Raw genomic sequence first — 21,254 nt, 5'->3', positions numbered from 1 at the left:
ATCCTGATTATTTAATGGATAAGGATATTGCCGTTTATGCTTCAGTCTTATTCCCTGCCGGTCGCGATGCTTGCCGTTATTTTTTTCGGCAGCGGCATGCGGGTGAATGCCGCACCAGCGCCGGCCTGGGCCACAGCACCCGGCATCGCGCAAACGGCAACCCTCACGCTGAACGAAAGTATTCTGTTCGCTCTTGACCGCGATCCTGCTGTTTCTCAGCAGGCAGCTCAGTTCGGGATTGGTCAGGCGCAGATTGATCAAGCCCGAAGCGCCTGGATGCCGCAGATCTCCCTCAGCGGCAGCACCGGGCATTCGCGTACCACGGACTCCAGCGGTTCCCTCAAGAACTCGGCTGCCTACGGACTTAGCCTGACGCAGCTGGTGTATGACTTTGGGAAAACCAGCAGCAACATTAGTCAGCAGGAGAGCCAGCGTGAGAGCTATCGCTACCAGCTTATGGCGACGTTGACCGGTGTGGCAGAAAAAACGGCGCAGGCCTATGTCGATGTGAAGCGTAACCAGGCGCTGATCGCGGCAACGACAGAGAGTATTGCCGCGCTGCAAAACGTCAACACCATGGCAAAGCTGCGGGCGGATGCCGGGCTGAGCTCGAGTTCGGACGTGCTGCAAACCCAGACTCGCATTGCCGGTATGCGCTCAACGCTTGAACAATATCAGGCGGCGCTCCAAAGCGCGAAAGCGAGACTGGCGGTATTAACCGGAATCAACGCCGCGCAATATCAGGCCATGCCGGTACGTCTGGCGCTTGAACAGGAACCGCTCGACAACATTGATTACTCGCTGATCCCGAGCGTGCTGGCGGCGGAGGCCATGCGTGAGTCTTCAGGGTATGCCGTAGAGAAAGCGAAATCGGGCCACTGGCCCACGTTGAGCCTGAAAGGCGGACGCACTCGTTACCAGTCCAACAACAGCGCGTACTGGGACGATCAGATTCAGCTGAGCGTGGACGCGCCTATCTATCAGGGCGGGGCGGTCTCCGCCCAGGTCGAGCAGGCTCAGGGAGCCAGACGTATTGCGGCTTCTCAGGTTGAGCAGGCGAAATTCGACGTGCTGCAAAAAGCGTCCGTGGCAATGGCTGACTGGAACGGGGCCAGAGGCCGTGAAACGGCGGGAAAACTCCAGCTGGAAAATGCCCGACGCGCGCGGGAAGTTTATAAAAATGAATATAAATTAAGCAAGCGCAGTCTCAACGACTTATTAAGCGTGGAGCAGGATGTGTTCCAGGCGGCCTATGCACAAATTAATGCGGACTTCGACGGCTGGCAGGCGGCAGTAAATTACGCTGCCGCCGTTGATAATCTATTGCCCCTGACAGGCGTCGAGAAAAATGCCGCCTCGAAATTACCGGATTTGAAATAAATGGTGTGAAAGTAGTGGCTTAGCCCCGCCACATAAAAATAAGTTGATGTGAAATGAGATCCGGAATTCTCAGGGGTTTCCACATCCAAAAATTAATACCGTATGCCTCGTTCCGGCATATATAAGGAGAAGTGCTATGAGTAAGATTCTTGAAGTTATTTCCCGCAAGGACGCAGAGAAAACCCTGGTAACAGGCGATGGGAATCTCTCTGTGTCGCTTTCATCCCCCTCTGTCATTCAGATTCACGGCAGCGCTAAAGATGTGGCGCACTATCTGCGTCAGGGCAACGATCTGCTGGTATACATGAAAGACGGCAGCGTTATTCGCTGCAATGGCTATTTTGTGGAGGAAGAAGGGCGGTCTGGGCACCATTCAGAACTGGTGTTTGATGACGGCAAGGCACTGACGCATATCACTTTCGACGAAGCGGGCGCCGCGGTTGGCAGCCAGGGCACGGCTTTAACGGCAACCTCCGTCCCCATTGAATCCATTGCACCATTCATGGACGGCTCTGCGCTCGGCGATGTGCCGTGGGGCTGGGTTGCTGGTGCCGTGGCCGGGGGCGCGGGTATCGGGGCGCTGCTGGCACACGGCGGCGGGAAGTCACACACCACCGTTATCGACAATACCAAAGAGGTCGAAAGCGCCCGGCCAACGTTCACGGTTACCGACAACAAAGGCGACAGCAAAGGGCTGCTGAGCAGCAACGCGGTGACCGATGACGCAACGCCAACCTTCAGCGGCTCCGGACAGCCGGGAGCCACTATTCAGGTCAAAGACAGCAACGGCAACACCATTGCCAGCACCATGGTCGACAGCAACGGCAACTGGAAAGTGCTGCTGAGCGAGCAGCCGGACGGGACGCACACCTACAGCGTGGTGCAAATCGACGGCAATAAAGTCACCTCTGCCGGGGATATTACCCTCAATGTTGTTACCGCTCAGGCTTCACTGACCGTCGCGACGACGGCAGGCGACAATATGATCAACGCGGCGGAGCAGGCAAATGACGTTATCATCAGCGGCAGTTCGCAGGCGCTGGCCAGCGGCACGGCGTTAACCCTCACCCTGAACGGGAAAACTTACAGCACAACCGTAGGTAGCGACGGCAGCTGGAGCGTAACCGTGCCTGCAGCCGACGCCAAAAACCTGGCGGACGGGAGCTGGACGGTAGCCGTGAGCGGGAAAGACGCCGCAGGCAACAATGTCACTGCCAGTGAAACGCTGGTGGTGGACACGAAAGCGCCTGGGCTGACGGTAAATGCCATCGCCGACGACAACATCATTAATGCGGTTGAACACGGCACGGCGGTGATCATCGGCGGTAAAACTGACGCCGAAGCCGGGCAGGTGGTCACGCTTAAGCTGAACGGCAAAACCTATACCGCAACGGTAAGCGCAGACGGCAGCTGGAGCATGACCGTGCCGGCGGATGATGTGCAGACTATGGCGGACAATAGCTACACGCTGAACTTCAGCGTCAGCGATAAAGCGGGTAACACCACCACCACTAACGCGTCCCTGCTGGTAGACACCACGCCGCCGGAAGCCAGCGTCAATACCGTGGCCGGGGATGATATTCTCAGCGTCAGCGAACAGGGTCAGGCACAGATCATTTCTGGCACCAGCCGTGGCGCAGCCCCTGGAGACAAGGTCACCGTTTCTATTGGAGGAGAAACCTTCCAAACCAGCGTGCAGCAGGACGGCAGCTGGAGCGTGGGCGTACCCAAAGAAGTTATTTCATCGCTGCCGGAAGGCACAAATACCGTTACCGTAACTATCACCGATGCGGCGGGAAACAGTGGCCGAGTAGACCATGACATCACCGTCAGCTCTACGCCGCCAGCGGTTGCCTTCCATCCGATAAGCCAGGACAACGTGCTGAACGCCATTGAGGCGACTCAGCCGTTAACGCTGAGCGGCACCAGCAATTTACCGGACGGCAGCACCGTCACCGTCAGGCTGAATAACGTCAATTATACCGCGGACGTTCAGGGCGGTGTCTGGCAGGTTCAGGTACCCGTTGAGGATGTCGTCAAGCTGGGCGATACCACTTACACGCTGAGCGTCAGCGGCACGGACAGTACGGGAAATACGGGGACGGCGAATGCGACGCTGCTGGTTGATACGGCACTGCCTACGGTAGTGGTGTCGACCTTCGCGGGCGACAACCGCATCAACAACAGCGAAATCGCTAACGACCAGACGCTGAGCGGGCGAGTCACCGGCGCGCGTGAAGGCGACACGGTTACCCTTAACGTAGGTGGAAAAAACTACACCACCAAAGTACAAAGCGATTTGACCTGGAGCATCACTGTTTCTGCGGGCGACCTGCAGGCGCTGGGCGATGGCGATGTCTCCGTGGTTGCGTCCGTGACCAACGGTCACGGCAATACCGGCCGGGGCGACAGCAGCTTTAATATCAACGCTCAGCTCCCGGGGCTGCGCATCAATACCGTGTCCGGGGATGACGTGATTAACGCCATCGAGCAGCATCAGGATTTGACGGTGAGCGGCACCAGCTCACACCTCAACGCTGGGACAATTATTACCGTACGCGTGAATGGCGTGGATTACCCGGCGGCTGTAAGCGCCACCGGCACCTGGCAAATAGGGATCCCGGCAAGCGATCTGGCCAGCTGGCCGAACGGTAAGCTGGACATTAGCGCCAGTTCTGCCGATGAATGGGGCAACCCGGTTGCGGCCTCCCGCCCGGTGGACGTTGATCTGAACTCCGTCGCTATCTCCATCAACAGCGTGACCAGCGATGACATGCTGAATGCGGTTGAGAAGGCCGCAGATCTTACCCTGGGCGGGAAAACTCAGGGCGTAGAAACCGGGCAAACTGTAGTCATTAAATTTGCCGGGCACACCTACACCACAACCGTTAACGAAAACGGTGACTGGACGTATACCGTGCCAGCGGCGGATATGCGCGACATGATTGATGGCCGAGCAGAAGTATCCGTGAGCGTTACCAATGCCAGCGGTAATAGCGCCAGCGGCGCAAGGGAAGTGCTGGTCGATACCCAGCCACCGTCAATCACGCTCCACAGCGTCACGGCTGACAATATTCTTAATCATGCCGAAGCGGCACAAGACCTGGTCATCACAGGTACCAGCACCGCACAGCCGGGGCAAACGGTCACCGTGAACCTCAATAACCAAAGCTACACCGGCCAGGTGCTGGCCGATGGCACCTGGAGCATCACCGTGCCGGTTGCAGACCTGGCTAATCTAACCGACGGTAACTGGTCTATCAGCGCCAGCGTCAGCGACATAGCAGGCAACCCGGCCAGTATCAACCACGGCATGCTGGTCGATACCACAGTGCCGGTGGTCACCATCAATGTTTTCGCTGGCGATAACATCGTTAACCGCACCGAACATTCCCAGGCGCAGATCTTGTCCGGTAAAGCCACCGGCGCGGCCGCGGGCGACAGCGTTAAAGTCACCGTTAACGGCGTCGAGTATTCTACGGTGCTGGACGCCGGTGGAAACTGGAGCATTGGCCTGCCTGCAGAGGTGATAGGCGGTCTGGCAGACGGCAAATATACCGCAACGGTCGCGGTGACGGATAAAGCAGGCAACGTCGGCGGCAGCTCGCTGGCGTTTGATGTTGCTACCGGACTGCCGCAAATCACCATCAATGTCATCGCGCAGGATGACGTGATTAACGCGGCAGAAAAGAGCGCAGAAGTTACCATTAGCGGGACCAGCAACCAGCCGGACGGGACACAAATCACCGTGAATCTGAACGGTGTTGACTATGCTGCCGTCGTTACCGGCAGTGCCTGGAGCGTTAAGATCCCGGCGCCGGACGTCGCAAAATTGGGTGAAGCTAACTATACCGTTAACGCATCGGTCACGGATGCCAGCGGTAACAGCAATTCTGCCAGTCACAGCGTGCTGGTCGACAGCTCGCTGCCTGTCATCACTATTAATACCGTCGCGGGCGACAACATCATCAACCTGGCGGAGGTTAACGCCGGACAGGTGCTCAGCGGCAGCGCGTTCAACGCGGCGGCAGGAGATGAAGTTACCGTCATTCTTGGCGGTAAAAGCTATACGGTTACCGTCCAGAGCGACCTGAGCTGGAGTTTGCCGCTGAGCAAAGAGATGCTCACCGCGCTGGGCGATGGTGAGCTTACCGTTCACGCCTCCGTCACCAACGGGCGCGGTAACACCGGCAGCACGGATCATGACATCACGATCGCAGCCCAGCTGCCGGGCCTGCGTATTAATACTATCGCGGGCGATGACGTGATCAACCTCGCGGAGCATAGCCAGGATCTCATTGTCAGCGGCACCAGCATTGGCCTCAACGCGGGTAGCGTGGTGACCGTGACGCTAAACGGCAAAGACTATCTGGCAACGGTAAACGCCGACGGCACCTGGAGCGCCGCCGTACCGGGAAGCGACGTTAGCCGCTGGCCTGACGGCGTGCTGACGGTAACCGCAAAAGCAGAGGATGGCGCCCAAAATCCGGTCAGCATCGACGGTATCGTGGATGTCGATTTAGCGCCGGTGTCCATCAGCGTGAATAGCGTCACGGCCGATAACGTGCTGAACGCGGCAGAAAAAGGCAGCGATCTGGTGCTCTCCGGCTTGACCACTAACGTTGAGCCGGGCCAGACCGTCAGCATTACCTTCGCCGGGCATCGCTATACCACCGTCGTGAATGACGACGGGAGCTGGCGCTATACCGTACCAGCCGCCGACATGGCAAAACTGAAAGACGGTGATGCCCAGGTGACCGTCAGCGTCAGCAACGTGAACGGTAACCCGGCAAACGCCGCCCAGGAATACAGCGTGGACGCCAGCGCGCCAACGCTACTTATCGATCCGCTGAGCGGGGATAACCTGCTTAACGCCGCAGAAGCGAAGCAGCCGCTGATTGTCAGCGGCAGCAGCAGCGCAGAGCCGGGGCAGGACGTTACGGTGACGCTGAATAACGTCAACTATACCGCGACCGTTGGCGCCGATGGCCGCTGGAGCGTCAGCGTTCCGGCCAATGATTTAGCCGCGCTCAAGGACGGCATCATCACCGTCAGCGCCTCCGTGGCTGACAAAGCAGGTAACCCTGCAAACGCCGATCGCGGCATGCTGGTTGATATTACCGAGCCGAAGCTGACTATCGATACCGTGGCAGGCGATGACATCATTAATGCCAGCGAGCATAACCAGGCCCACACCGTGAGCGGCACCAGCACCGGAGCTGCTGCGGGGGATGTGGTTACCGTCGTGGTGACCAACGGGCAGGGAACGTCGTTCACCTTCACCACAACGCTTGATGCCGGGGGTAACTGGAATGTCGGCATCCCGGCGTCGGTCATTAATGGCCTGGCGGACGGCAGCTACACCATCACCGCCAGCGTCACCGATGCGGCTGGCAACAGCGGCAGCGCCGATCGCGGCCTGAGCGTGAATACCGCGCTGCCGGCGATCTCGATTGCCGCCATTGCGGTGGATGACGTTATTAACGCGACGGAAAAGGGGCAGGACCTTGTGCTTTCCGGGACCAGCAACCAGCCCGCTGGCACCCTCATCACCGTCACCCTGAACGGGATTACTTACCAGGCCGTGGCCGGAACCGACGGCAGCTGGAGCACAACGATTCCGGCTTCTGCCGTCAGCAAGCTGGGTGAGGCTAATTACACGGTGACCGCGGCGGTAACCGACGCCCACGGCAATAGCAATAGCGACAGCCACAGCGTGCAGGTCGATAGCGCCTTGCCAACCGTTACTATCAACAACGTCACCAGCGACAATATTCTCAATATCACGGAAATCGCCAGCGGCCAGACGCTCAGCGGCCTCGTCACCGGGGCGGCAAAAGGTGACGTTGTCACTATTAATCTCGGCGGCAAGCTGTATCAGGCGACCGTCCAGGACGATTTAAGCTGGAGCCTGTCGGTTTCCAAAGAGATCCTCACCGCGCTGGGCAACGGCGAGCTGACCATTACTGCTTCTGTGACCAACGGACACGGCAACACAGGCAGCGGCAGTCGCGATATTGTTATCGACGCGAACCTGCCGGGGCTGCGCGTGGGCACCGTCGCGGGCGATGACGTGATTAACGCCATCGAGCATAACCAGAACCTGATTATCAACGGTACCAGCACCGGCCTCAGCGCGGGCAGCGCGGTAACCGTAACGATTAACGGTAAAGACTACGCGGCAACCGTTCGCGCGGACGGCAGCTGGCAGGCCGCCGTACCGGGAGAAGATGTCGCTCGCTGGGCAGAAGGTGCCGTCACCATTGAGGTGAAGGGCAGCAGCGGCGCGGGAAATGATGTGGCTATCCAGCATCAGGTTACCGTCGATCTCAGCGAAGTGGTGATCGGCATTAACGCCATAACCGGCGATAATGTACTGAACGCCGCTGAAAAGAGCGCCAACCTCGAACTCTCCGGCACGACGCAAAACGTAGAGCCGGGGCAAACCGTCAGCATTACCTTTGCCGGACACACCTACACCGCCACGGTTCAGGCGGACGGCAGCTGGAAGTACACCGTCCCGGCGGCGGATATGGTGAACCTGAAAGAGGGTGACACCACCGTTCAGGTGAGCGTGACCAACAAAAATGGCAACAGCACAGAAGCGGCGCAAAACGTCAGCATCGACAGCCTTGCTCCGACCCTGACCGTGGATCCTGTCAGCCAGGATAACCTGCTGAATGCCGCAGAGGCTAAGCAGGATCTGATTATCAGCGGAACCAGTACCGCAGAGGCGGGCCAGACCGTGACCGTGCAGCTGAACGGCGAAAGCTATCAGGCAACGGTAAAGGCAGACGGAAACTGGAGCCTGACCGTACCTGCATCGGACGTCGGTAAACTGGCTGATGGTAACGTCACCGTCACCGCAAGCGTGGAAGACCGCGCGGGTAACCCGGGCAGCGCCAGCCGCGACGTGCTGGTTGATAAAACCGTGCCTGAAGTGACCATCGGCACCGTCGCTACTGACGACGTGATTAACCAGACCGAACACGGCCAGGCGCAGGTGATCTCCGGTACCAGCACCGGCGCGCAGGCTGGCGATATTGTTACCGTTACGCTAGGCGGTAAAAGCTACACCGGCGTAGTGGACGCGAGCGGGAACTGGAGCGTCGGCATCCCGCGGGCGGATATCAGCGCACTGGGCGATAACACCTACACCGTGACGGCCTCCATTACCGACAAAGCGGGCAATACCGGCGATGCGATTCATAGCGTCAAGGTCGATACCGCGGCACCAACCCTGACCATCGACATTATTGCGGGGGACAACATCCTCAATGCCGATGAGAAAACCGGGGATGTCATCATCAGCGGTTCCTCTACCGGGCTGGCGAGCGGGAGCACCGTCACCGTACATCTGAACGGTAAAAACTATGCCGCTACCGTGGGCGACGACGGCAAATGGTCCACCACCGTACCAGCAGGCGACGTGGGCAAACTTGGCGAGGCCTTCTATGAGGTTTCCGTCAGCGCCAGCAACGGCGTGGGTAACGCTGGCAGCCAGAGCAGCACGCTGGAAGTCGCCTCTACGCTGCCGGGCGTTATTATCAATGCCGTGGCGATCGACGACATTATCAATGCCTCCGAGCTGGCCGCTGGCCAGACGATCACCGGGCGCGTGACCGGCGTGCAGGCCGGCGCAGACGTGACCATTAACATCGGCGGCGTCAACTATACCGCGAAGGTGCAAAGCGATCTCACCTGGAGCCTGGCCCTTAGCCAGGATGTGCTGACCGCACTGGGCGACGGCTCGCTTAAAATTAATGCTTCCGTGACGGACGGCGCGGGTAACACCGGTACCGGCTCTCGCGAAGTCACTATCGACGCGGCCCTGCCGGGCATCCGGATTAATACCATTGCGGGCGATGACGTTATCAACGCCATTGAACATGGCCTGAACCTGGTCATCAACGGCACCAGCCGTGGCCTGAGCGAAGGCAGTGCGGTAACTGTGACCATCAACGGTAAAGACTATGCCGCGACGGTACGTGCCGACGGCAGTTGGCAGACTGTGGTGCCAGGAAACGAAGTCAGCCAGTGGCAGGCAGGCGATATTACCGTTTCGGCAGGCGGAACCAGCAGCTCAGGCAACCCGGTGTCCATCGATCACACCGTCAATGTTGATCTCAGCGCGGTGGCGATAACCATCGGCCAGATTGCCGGGGACGACGTGCTGAACGCTGTCGAGAAGGGCGCTGATTTATTGCTATCCGGGGCAACACAAAATGTGGAGGCCGGGCAGACCATCACCATTACCTTTGCCGGGCACACCTACACTACTCAGGTAGCAAGCGACGGTAGCTGGACATTCACCGTACCGGCTAATGATATGAAAGGGTTGAAAGACGGCGAGACTTCTGTGGAAGTTAGCGTCGCTAACGTGAGCGGTAACGGAGCATCGGCCGGGCGTGAAATCAGCGTGGATACCGCAGCCCCGACCCTGCAAATCAACACTATCGCCGGGGATGACGTGCTCAATGCAGCCGAGGCCGGGCAGCCGCTGGTCATCAACGGTACCAGCAATGCGGAGCCGGGCCAGACCGTGACCGTGAAGCTGAACAATGAAACTTATACCGGCACCGTGCAGGCTGACGGAACGTGGAGCATAACCGTTCCGGCGGAGAAAGCTTCTGCGCTTGGTGACGGCGTCTATTCCGTTGCAGCCAGCGTCAGCGATGCCGCAGGCAACCACACCTCCACAAACCATAACTTCAGCGTGGACGTCACCGTGCCGACCATCTCCTTTGGTGTGGTTGCGGGCGACGATGTGATTAACCTCGCCGAGCACGGGCAGGCACAAATTATCTCCGGTTCCAGCAGCGGCGCTGCGGCAGGGGACAAAATTACCGTGACCATTGGCTCCAACAGCTGGACTACCACCGTGGACGCTGCGGGCAACTGGAGCATTGGCGTCCCGGCCAGCGTCGTCAGCCAGCTGGCGGACGGCACCGTCACTATTCACGCCAGCCTGACGGATGCAGCAGGTAATACGGGGATCGGTAGCCATGACGTTGTGGTCAATACCGGTTTACCGTCGCTCAGCTTCAATCCGTTAAGCGTTGACAACGTGCTTAACGCCAGTGAAAAAGGGGAAACATTAACCCTGAGCGGGACCAGCGCTAATCTGGCCCCGGGCACTGCGGTTATTGTCACGCTGAACGGTAAAAATTATACCGCCACCACCGACGCCAGCGGTAACTGGAGCGTTGACGTTCAGCCGGGCGATCTGGCCGGGCTGGGCGAAGCCAACTATACGCTGACCGCTACCGCAACAAGCGCTATCGGCAACAGTGCCAGCACTCACGCCAGTTTGTTGGTAGACACCGCCGCGCCGGGCGTCACGATTAATCCAGTGACCGCAGACAACGTCCTTAACGCGTCTGAAATCGCAGCAGGCCAGACTCTGAGCGGAAAAGTCAGCAATGCGGCAGCCGGCGACACAGTCACGATCAATCTGGGAGGGAAAACCTACACCGCGACGGTGCAGAGCGATCTGAGCTGGAGCCTCGACCTGCCTGCTAGCGTGCTTACCGCCCTGGGGAACGGAAAACTCACCGCCACGGCCTCGGTCACTAACGGGCACGGCAACAGCGGCACGGCAGAACGTGAATTTACCATTGATGCCAGCCTGCCGGGTCTTCGGATCCACACCGTGGCGGGGGACGATGTGATCAACGCCATTGAACACAATCAGAACCTGATTGTTAGCGGAAGCGCTAGCGGTATGAGCGCAGGCAGTACCGTGACCGTCACCATCAACGGCAAAGACTACCTGGCAACGGTGAGCGCCAGCGGAACCTGGTCGGCCGCCGTACCTGCGGAAGATGTCAGCCAGTGGGCGGCAGGCAATGTCACTGTTACCGCCGCGGGCAGCAGTAGCGCGGGGAACCCTATCTCTATCGATCGCATGGTGAATGTCGACCTCAGTCCGGTTGCGGTCAGCGTTGACGCTATCACAGCAGATAACGTGCTTAACGCGGCTGAGAAAGGGGCCGATCTGGTTCTTTCAGGTAAGACCCAGAACGTTGAGGCCGGGCAAAACGTCACCATTCTTTTCGGCGGGCACACCTATACGGCGCAGGTTGCGGTCGACGGGAGCTGGAGTTACACCGTGCCAGCAGGCGATATGGCTGGGCTGAAGGATGGCGATGCGTCAGTAAAAGCTACCGTGACTAACGTGAACGGCAACGGAGCCAGCGCAGAGCGTGAGTTCAGCGTGGATGCCACGCCGCCGGGGCTTGCCATTGACCCCATTGCCACGGACAACGTTATTAATGCCGCAGAAGCAGGCGCGGGCGTCGTCGTCACAGGAACGTCAAACGCGGAAGCCGGACAGACGGTCACGCTGACCCTGGACGGAAAAACCTATACTGGCGTAGTGAAAGCGGACGGCACCTGGAGCGTAACGCTTGATGCTACAGCCCTGGGGAGCCTGGCAGATAACAACTATCAGCTTAGTGCGAGCGTCAGCGATGCGGCGGGTAACGGATCAACCAGCAGCAAAACGATAACGCTAGACACCACCGCGCCGACGATCGGCTTTAACGTCGTGGCGGGTGACGACATCATCAACTTTGAAGAGCACGCCCAGGCGCAGATTATCTCTGGCTCCAGCAGCGGCGCAGCGGCAGGGAATAAAATTGTTATTACCCTCAACGGCACTCAGTATGTCACCCAGATAGATGCCAACGGCAACTGGAGCATAGGCGTCCCGGCTTCGGCGATTTCATCGCTGAAAAACGGCACAGCAACGATTACCGCCACGCTCACCGACAGCGCCGGCAACGAGGGCACTAACACCCATACGGTTGAGGTTAACGCCGTCCGTGTCGGGCTAACCATCGGGACTATCAGCGATGACGACGTGATTAACGCCTCAGAATCTCAGCAGGATTTAGTTATCGGCGGAGGTAGCGCTGAACTGGCCGTGGGCACTCAGGTGACCGTTACGCTGAACGGCGTACAGTACCACACCACTGTTCAACAAGGCGGCGGCTGGAGCGTTACCGTGCCGGCGAATCAGGTACAAAACCTGGTGCACGGTAACGGCTACACGGTCGTGGCATCGGCGACGGACGGCGCAAATAACGCCACTTCGGCAAGCCATAACATCACCATAGACACCGCAGCGCCGGTCATCACCCTCGCCGATATCTCCGGTGACAACGTGATCAACGCGGCGGAACAGCAGCTGCCGTTAACCATTCGCGGTACCAGCAGCGCGGAAGCCGGGCAAAAAGTGACCGTTAAGCTGGGGAGCGGGAGCTACGACGCTACGGTGCAGGCGGACGGCTCCTGGAGCGTGACCGTTGCCGCGGACGATCTGGCGAAGCTTACCGACGGTGACTTCAACGTTAGCGCCTCCGTTCAGGATAAGGCAGGAAACCCGGGCAGCGCGGATCGTACTTTGACGGTGGACACCACCCCGCCAACCATCACCTTTAACAAGGTGGCGGGGGACGACATCATCAACAGCGCCGAGCAGCAGGCAGGCCAGGTCATTAGCGGCACCACTGACGCTCAGCCTGGGCAGACGGTAACCATCACCTTCAATAATCACTCTTATAAGGCGGTGGTGAGCGACACCGGAACATGGTCTGTGACCGTCCCGGCACAGGACTTCCTGGGCGCGACAGACGGCAGTTACCAGATTTCCGCCAGCGTTAGCGATAAAGCCGGGAACAGCAGCAGTGCGAATAAGCAGGTGACCCTGAACGGCGAGGTGCCGACCATCAGCGTCAATGACTTCGCGCAGGACAACATTGTCAGCGCCGCAGAACACGGCACTCCGCTGGTGATAAGCGGCGTGACCAACGCGCCTGCGGGCCAGACGGTGACTATCACCCTGAATAATCAGAGCTATACCACCACGGTCAACGGCGACGGCACCTGGAGCTACACCCTCGGCAGCGGTGCGGTTTCCGCGCTGGTCGATGGCGGCTCGTATGTGATTCATGCCAGCGTCAGCAACAGCATCGGTAACAGTGCGGGAGCAGATCGCACCGTCACGGTGGACACCACACCGCCGCAGATGACCATTACCATTGACGCTCTGCAAAACGACACCGGGCTGAGCAAGACTGACTTTATTACCGCCGATAACAAGGTGGTGGTGAAAGGTTCCCTGAGCGCGGCACTCGGCAATAACGAAAAGGCGCAGATAAGCCTCGACGGGGGATCCAGCTGGATTGACCTTGTGGTTAACGGCAAATCCTGGAGCTATGCCGACGGGCGCACGCTGCCGGACGGTATCGTGACCTATAACGTACGCGTCATCGACAATGCCGGCAACGTGGGCTCGACGGCAACGCAAAACGTAACTATTGATACTGTTGCGCCGGATGCCAGTAAAACCATTACCGTTGAGGCCATTACCCAGGATACGGGTCTCGATGCGCACGACTTTATTACCAGTGACAATACGCTGACCATTAGCGGCAAGTTAGGGGGAACGCTGGCGGCCGGTGAACATGCCCAGATCAGTATTGATGGCGGAAAAACCTGGGTTGACGTGAGTATCAGCGGCACCACATGGAGCTACATCGATAGCCGCACACTGGCCGACGGGGATTATCTCTATCAACTGCGCGTGATTGATGATGCGGGCAATATCGGGGCAACCACCAGCCAGTTGGTCACCGTTGATACCGTGGCACCGGATGCGAGCAAATCCGTCACCATTGACCGCATTGCCGACGATACAGGGCTGAGTAATAGCGACTTTGTCACCAGCGACACCTCGCTGACTATCCACGGTTCTCTGGGCGCTTCACTGCTGGACGGCGAATATGTGCAGATAAGCATGGACGGCGGCCTCACCTGGAAAACGGTCACCACGGTAGGCACAACCTGGTACTTTACCGACGGGCGAACGTTAACCGACGGCACGTATCAATACTATGTTCGCGTGGTCGACGCTGCGGGTAATGTCGGGCAGAGCGCTTCTCAGACGGTAACGGTAGACACCACGCCGCCGGATGCGGCTATCACCGTTACCGTGGACAGCATCACCACCGACAGCGGCTTCAGCAACAGCGACTTTATCACCAACGATAACACGCTGACGCTGAACGGCTCACTTGGCGCGGTGCTTGGCAAAAATGAATATGTTCAGGTGAGCTTCGACGGCGGAGCCAGCTGGGTTAACGCCACGTCCGTCAACGGGACAAGCTGGAGCTATACCGATGGCCGCCAGCTTGCGGACGGTAACCACACCTGGCAGGTTCGCGTTGTCGACCTTGCCGGAAACGTGGGAGCAACCACCAGCCAGACGGTAACGGTAGATACCGTCGCGCCAACCTACGGCATCACCATCGACAGTATTTCGGATGATACCGGGCAGAGCGCCAGCGACTTTATCACTATGGATACCACGTTGACCCTGAACGGCACCCTGGGCCACGCCCTTGCCAGCGACGAGCGCGTGCAAATCAGCCTGGACGGCGGTCAGAGCTGGGTGGATGCCGTGGTGAACGGCACGGCGTGGCATTACGTGGATGGACGTACTTTGCCGGACGGCGACCATCTTTATCAGGTGCGGATTATCGATCAGGCCGGAAACGTGGGTTCAACCGCAGCCCAGGTTGTCACCGTTGATACCGTGGCGCCGGATACCGTCGGCACTATCGTCAGCTATACGGATAATGACGGCGAGCGTACCGGTAATTTCGACAGCAGCTACTCCACCGACGATACCTCGCCGGTACTGAACGGTACGCTGAACCATGCGCTGGCCGACGGTGAAATTGCCCAGATCTTCCGCGATGGCGTGCTGGTAGGCAAGGTGACCATTACCGGCGGTACAAGCTGGACCTTTGCGGATTCTGGCCTGCTGGACGGAAATTACCACTATGTTCTGCGCGTGACGGACAAAGCGGGGAACTACACCGAGTCGAACGACTTCACGCTGACGGTCGATACCTCGGTGCCGACGACAATTGCCCACGTAGATGCGGTATCGACTTCAGATACCACGCCGATTCTCACCGGGGATGTCAGTGCCCAACTGATGAATGGTGAATTCGTGGTCGTAACCGTGAATGGCAAAACGTACAGCTCCGAGCGCGGAGGCCCGGTGGTGGTCGATCCTTCGTCCAACCGCTGGTATCTGCAAATTCCTGACAGCGACCTGCTGGGGCTGAACAGCTACAACGTCACCGCCCAAGTGAAGAGCAGCGCGGGTAACGGCAACAACACCGGGATCCAGACAGGATCGCTGGTCGTGCATGCCGAAACGGCCAATGACACCAGCTGGGCGAGCACGGCGGGCAATGCGAACAACAGCGCCAGCACGTTAATGCTCAACAATAACGGCCTGTGGACGCTGGTGACCAATACCTCGGTATACAACGGCACGGATCTGAACAGTTACACCCAGACGTCGCTGCCTAATACGCGTGCGAATACCGTCAGCTACACCGCGCTGGACTTTGACCGTAACGGCACCGTTGATATCTACGGCACGGAAACCACTTACGGCAACGCGGTACAGACCATGTGGATCGCCAACGCCAATGGCACTTATACCACCAGTACCCAGGCCAACGGCACCACGATCTGGTACGGCGGCGTTATCGCCTATGACAAAAACGGCGATGGTTATGTCGACCTGGCCTACGGTGACGCCGGGGGCGACTCCAGAACCTACCTGATTAACAACAAGGGTAGCATGGTGGCCGACGGGACCAATGGCAACGGCGGCTTGACCGGCGTCAGCTACCGCGAACTGTCCGGCGTGGACATCAACAATGACGGTAACATCGATATTGTCCAGCATACCAACAGCAACGGGACCAGTGCGCTGAGCGTGATTTCTAACAACGGCAGCAAGCTGACGACCCTGCAGTCTATTGCCAACGTGTTTGTCGATAACGCGGCGAACACGACGACCGCTGCCTCCATGACGTGGGCCGACTTCAACGGCGATGGCTACCTGGATCTCTATATCGCCACCGGTCGGAGCGTGACCTCTGCGACGGTGAATTACAGCGGGAAGATTTTCTACAACGATGGTAATGGTCAGTTGAACAGCAACTACACCAGCGTGGAGTCTACGTCGACGGCGGCTAACGCGGGCTATATGTCCGTGGCCGTGGACTGGGACGGTGATGGCGACATGGATATTGTTAAGTTTTCCACCTACGGCACCAGTCAGACAGCGCGTCTGTTTAGCAACGACGGCACCGGCAAAAACTGGACCGAAAGCCAGCTGGCAAAAGGACTGGTTAACGTCACGGGCGTTGCGGTGGCGGACTACGACTGGAACGGTACTCAGGATCTGCTGGTGTCTCAGCAAAACGGGAAAGTGGTGTTGGTGGCCAACACCAACACCATCGCCCCGGGTACCGCGATGCACCTGCGCATTGTCGACAGTGAAGGGATCAACGTCTTCTACGGCAATACCGTCCGGCTGTATGACTCTGCCGGGAATCTGGTTTCGACGCAGATTATCAACGCCCAGTCGGGCATTGGGGCGAACGACGCGTCGGCGCTGGTGAGCTTCTACGGCCTTAACCCGAATGAAACCTACCATGCCGAGCTGGTCAGAGCGATTAACGGCGTCACCAGCAATGTGACCTGGAATGGGCTAACCGCCGGAGACGGAAAAGAAAGCTATGCCCTGACGGCGGAGGCCGCCACCGGCGTTCACGGCGGCACGCTGAACGGCACTGGCTATAATGATACCTTTATCGCCGAGCAGGGAACCTACGTCTATAACGGCGGCGGCGGCTGGGAAACTTCATCCGATCACCAGACCTGGAGCGCGACGGGCGGGATGGATGTGGTTGACTTCCGTAACTCCGGGGTAGGTATCACCGTTGATCTGGGTAAAACCGGGGCGCAAAACACCGGCTTTAACACGGCAACCTTCACCAACATCGAAGGGATCGTCGGCTCCAGCCATGACGACGTGATCACCGGCAATAGCGGGAACAACACCTTCGAAGGCGGCGGCGGCAACGACACCTTCAACATCGGCAGCGGCGGTCACGATACGTTGCTCTACAAGCTGTTGAACAGTTCGGACGCCACCGGCGGCAACGGCCATGATGTGGTGAACGGCTTCAGCGTGGGGACCTGGGAAGGTACGGCGGACAGCGACCGTATTGACCTTCGTGAGCTGCTGCAGGGCAGCGGCTACGCCGGGGACGCATCGGCGCATTACATCAATGGCGTTGCGCAGCTGGGGGCCGGGGCGGGCAATATCGGGGACTACATCAAAGTGGTGCAGAACGGCAGCAGCACTGAGATTCAAATTGACCGCGACGGTAAGGGCGGCGTCTTTGACCCGACCACGGTAGTCACGCTCAACGGGGTACAAACCGATCTCGCCACGCTGCTGGCTAACCACCAACTGTTAGTTATCTAGCCCTTATTCCGCCGGGCCTTAAGTCCGGCGGAATATCAGCAGCTTAACTTTTATTACCCGGTATAAAACATGTTTATGAAACAAGCCGCGGAAAGGACGACACAGGCGTTTTTTGGCATTTTCGCAGGATGTGAAACATCATGACTTCAACGAATACAAGCTATGAACCCTGGCTGCAGGCCATGCTGGCCGTCGCGCGCCACTATCGGCTGGATTTCTCGGAAGAGCACGTCCGCGTGGTGGTTAACCAGGAAAACCAAAGCCCGCAGCAGCTGGTGCTGGAAGATATGGCCCGCCAGCTTGGTTTAGCGATGCGTCGCGCCCCGGCGGACGTCTCGCTTATCGACCCGTGGCGCTTGCCGCTGGTGGCCGAGCTTGAGGGGGGCCAAATAGCGGTGGTTACCCATATGGATAATCACGGGCAACTGAGCCTGCAGCTTAGCGGCGATGGCGGTCTGGAGACGGTGATCGCTCGGGATGTGCTGGCCAAAAGGCTAAAGAGCCTGGTTGTGCTGCGCCCGCTGAATTCGATTCCCGATGCACGCGTCGATGATTACGTGAAGCCCTATCAGAAAAACTGGTTCTGGACGCTGGCGCTGAAAGACTGGAAACGCTACGGCGATATCATGCTGGTGGCGATGGCGGCCAACGTGCTGGCGCTGGCCGGGATGATCTTTTCCATGCAGGTGTATGACCGCGTGGTGCCCTCGCAGTCGGTGCCCACTTTGTGGGTGCTGTTTGGCGGCGTCATGCTGGCTATCCTCTTTGAATTCACCATGCGTATGCTGCGCGTGCATATTGCCGATGTGGTCGGCAAACGGGCCGACCTGCGTATCTCCGACAGGGTTTTTGCCAGGGCGTTACGCATCAAAAACAGCGCCCGGCCAAAATCTACCGGCTCCTTTATCTCGCAAATTCGCGAGCTGGAGTCGGTGCGCGAGCTGATTACCTCCACCACCATCAGCACCGTATCGGATATCCCGTTCTTCCTGCTGTTTGTTTTTATTCTCTGGCTGATAGGCGGCCCGCTGGTGTTCGTTGTGCTGCTGGCGATCCCGCTGCTGCTGATCCCCGGTTTACTGGTGCAGCGCCCGCTGGCGCACCTTTCGAATGAGGGGATGCGCGAGTCGGCCATTCGCAATGCCACGCTGGTAGAAGCCGTGCAGTCCATCGAAGACATTAAACTGCTGCGCGCCGAACAGCGGTTCCAGAACCAGTGGAACAACACCAACGACGTTGCCGCGGCGGTCGGGATGAAACAGCGCTGGCTGACCAGCCTGCTCATGACCTGGACGCAGGAAGTGCAGTCCATTGTTTATGCCGTGGTGCTGCTCGTCGGCTGTTACCTGGTGATTAACGGCGACATGACCACCGGCGCCCTGGTGGGGACGTCCATTCTGGCCTCACGCACCATCGCGCCGCTGGCGCAGATTTCCGGCGTGCTTTCGCGCTGGCAGCAGGCGAAGGTGGCGCGCAAAGGGCTGGACGACCTGATGCAGCGCCCGCTGGACGATCCTGAACAGGGCAAGAAAGTGCATAAAGCCCACCTGCAGGGGAACTACCAGCTCAACTACGCGGCGTTTTATTACGATGAAGAAGAGAAGGTCAACGATTTGGACATTGCCAGCCTGACGATCCGCGCCGGGGAAAAAATTGCGCTGCTCGGGCGAAACGGTTCGGGTAAAAGCACGCTACTTCAGCTTTTGGCGGGGATGCAAACGCCTCAGCACGGCCAGATTTTGCTGGACGACACCAGTCTCGGGCAAATCGACACTGCCGATTTGAGACGCGACATGAATCTGCTCAGCCAGCAGGCGCGGCTCTTCTTCGGCTCAATACGTGACAACCTCACCATGGGGCGCCCGTTAGCCACGGACGAAGAAATCCACCGGGCGCTGGCGCTAAGCGGGGCGCTGGAATTTGTGCAAAAACAGAAAAATGGCCTCAACTACACGATCAGCGAAGGCGGTAGTGGGCTATCGGGCGGCCAGCGGCAGGCACTTTTGCTGGCCAGAACGCTGATCCTGCAGCCGCAAATCTTATTACTGGATGAACCTACAGCGTGGCTGGATGAAGTCAGCGAGCAGCAGCTTATCCAGCAGCTTGGCCCGTGGCTCGGCAACCGCACGCTGGTGGTGGCCACGCATCGTATCCCAATTTTGCAGTTGGTTAACCGCATCATCGTGCTGGATAACGGCCGCATCGTAATGGACGGCCCAAGGGACCAAATCTTGCAGCAGCACGGTCTTATGGAAAAAAAAGCTGCCCCTCGCAGAACCGCGACCTTAAAACCGGCAGGTGACACGGAGGTTCGGGCATGAACGACATCACGCGTTATAACAGCCGACTGAAAGAGCCGGCGCTTCCACGAGCAAGCCTGGTGGCGTGGGCACTTGGACTGATGCTGCTCGCATTTGTGTTGTGGGCAAACTTTTTCTCTCTGGACGAAGTGACCACCGGGTCTGGCAAAGTCGTGCCGTCCTCTCGCGAGCAGGTTATTCAGTCCCTGGAAGGCGGCATCCTCTACAAACTGGACGTTCGGGAGGGGGATATTGTAGAGAAGGGCCAGGTTCTCGCGCAGCTCGATCGCACCAAAACCGAGTCCGGTGTGCAGGAAAGTGAATCCAGGCTACATGCCGCGATGGCTACCGCCGCACGACTGAAGGCTGAAGTGAGCGGCACGCCGCTGGTTTTTCCCGACATGTTACCTGGAGATAGCGAACTTGTTCGCCAGGAAACCGCGCTTTATAACTCGCGCCGGAGCAGTCTTGAAAAAGGGGTTGCCGGATTGCGGGAAGCCATCTCGCTGGTTCAGCGCGAGCTGGCGATGACGCAGCCGCTGGTTAAACAGGGCGCGGCAAGCAGCGTGGAGGTCCTGCGCCTGCAGAGACAAAAAAACGAGCTGGAAAACAAAATTACCGAAATGCAGAACCAGTATTACGTGCGCGCGCGCGAAGAGCTGGCGAAAACTAACGAAGAAATTGAAACCCAGCGCTCGGTGATGCGCGGGCGGGAGGATTCGTTAACCCGGCTCAAATTTACCGCGCCGGTCAGGGCGATAGTGAAGGGCATTGAGGTCACAACGGTGGGCGGCGTCATCCCGCCAAACGGAAAGCTCATGACGTTGGTTCCGCTCGACGATCAAATGCTGATTGAGGCAAAAATTTCACCTCGTGACGTGGCGTTTATTCATCCCGGCCAAAAGGCGCTGGTGAAAATCACCGCCTATGACTACTCGATTTATGGCGGGTTAAAGGGCGTGGTGACCACTATTTCACCGGATACGATTCAGGATGAGGTCAAACGTGATGTTTACTACTATCGGGTTTACATCCGCACCGATGTCAGCCAACTGACAAACAGGGACGGGAAAACGTTTCCGATATTTCCGGGGATGATTGCCACCGTGGATATCAAAACCGGTAGCAAATCGGTACTCGATTACCTGCTGAAACCGCTGAACAAAGCAAAGGAAGCGCTCAGAGAACGATAATCAAAAAAGCCG

The 21,254-nt window shown here is 58.4% G+C and carries 4 protein-coding genes; all 4 read left to right on the top strand.

All coding sequences use genetic code 11. The features are described from left to right. Nucleotides 1-36: 36 nt before the first annotated feature. The 4 genes from WFN87_RS03960 (at nucleotide 37) to WFN87_RS03945 (ending at nucleotide 21,242) form a co-directional block, all read left to right on the top strand. Nucleotides 37-1,380: a TolC family outer membrane protein gene (locus tag WFN87_RS03960; protein ID WP_008461396.1), complete on the top strand. Its 1,344-nt coding sequence runs from the start codon at nucleotides 37-39 to the stop codon at nucleotides 1,378-1,380. 136 nt (nucleotides 1,381-1,516) lie between these two features. Then, the gene (locus WFN87_RS03955; RefSeq protein WP_336981351.1) at nucleotides 1,517-17,749 is read left to right on the top strand and encodes an Ig-like domain-containing protein; all 16,233 of its coding nucleotides are present in this window, start codon (nucleotides 1,517-1,519) and stop codon (nucleotides 17,747-17,749) included. A 140-nt stretch (nucleotides 17,750-17,889) separates the two neighbouring features. Further along, nucleotides 17,890-20,070: a type I secretion system permease/ATPase gene (locus WFN87_RS03950; RefSeq protein WP_336981349.1), complete on the top strand. Its 2,181-nt coding sequence runs from the start codon at nucleotides 17,890-17,892 to the stop codon at nucleotides 20,068-20,070. Beyond that, the gene (locus WFN87_RS03945; protein WP_166992168.1) at nucleotides 20,067-21,242 is read left to right on the top strand and encodes an HlyD family type I secretion periplasmic adaptor subunit; all 1,176 of its coding nucleotides are present in this window, start codon (nucleotides 20,067-20,069) and stop codon (nucleotides 21,240-21,242) included. The genes WFN87_RS03950 and WFN87_RS03945 overlap by 4 nt, the downstream gene beginning before the upstream one ends. Nucleotides 21,243-21,254 lie beyond the last annotated feature (12 nt).

The organism is Cedecea sp. AS113 (genome assembly GCF_037152415.1).
Taxonomy (GTDB): Bacteria; Pseudomonadota; Gammaproteobacteria; order Enterobacterales; family Enterobacteriaceae; genus Cedecea.
The sequence above is the reverse complement of the archived record's forward strand: the minus strand, read 5'-3'. Positions and strand labels throughout refer to the sequence as shown.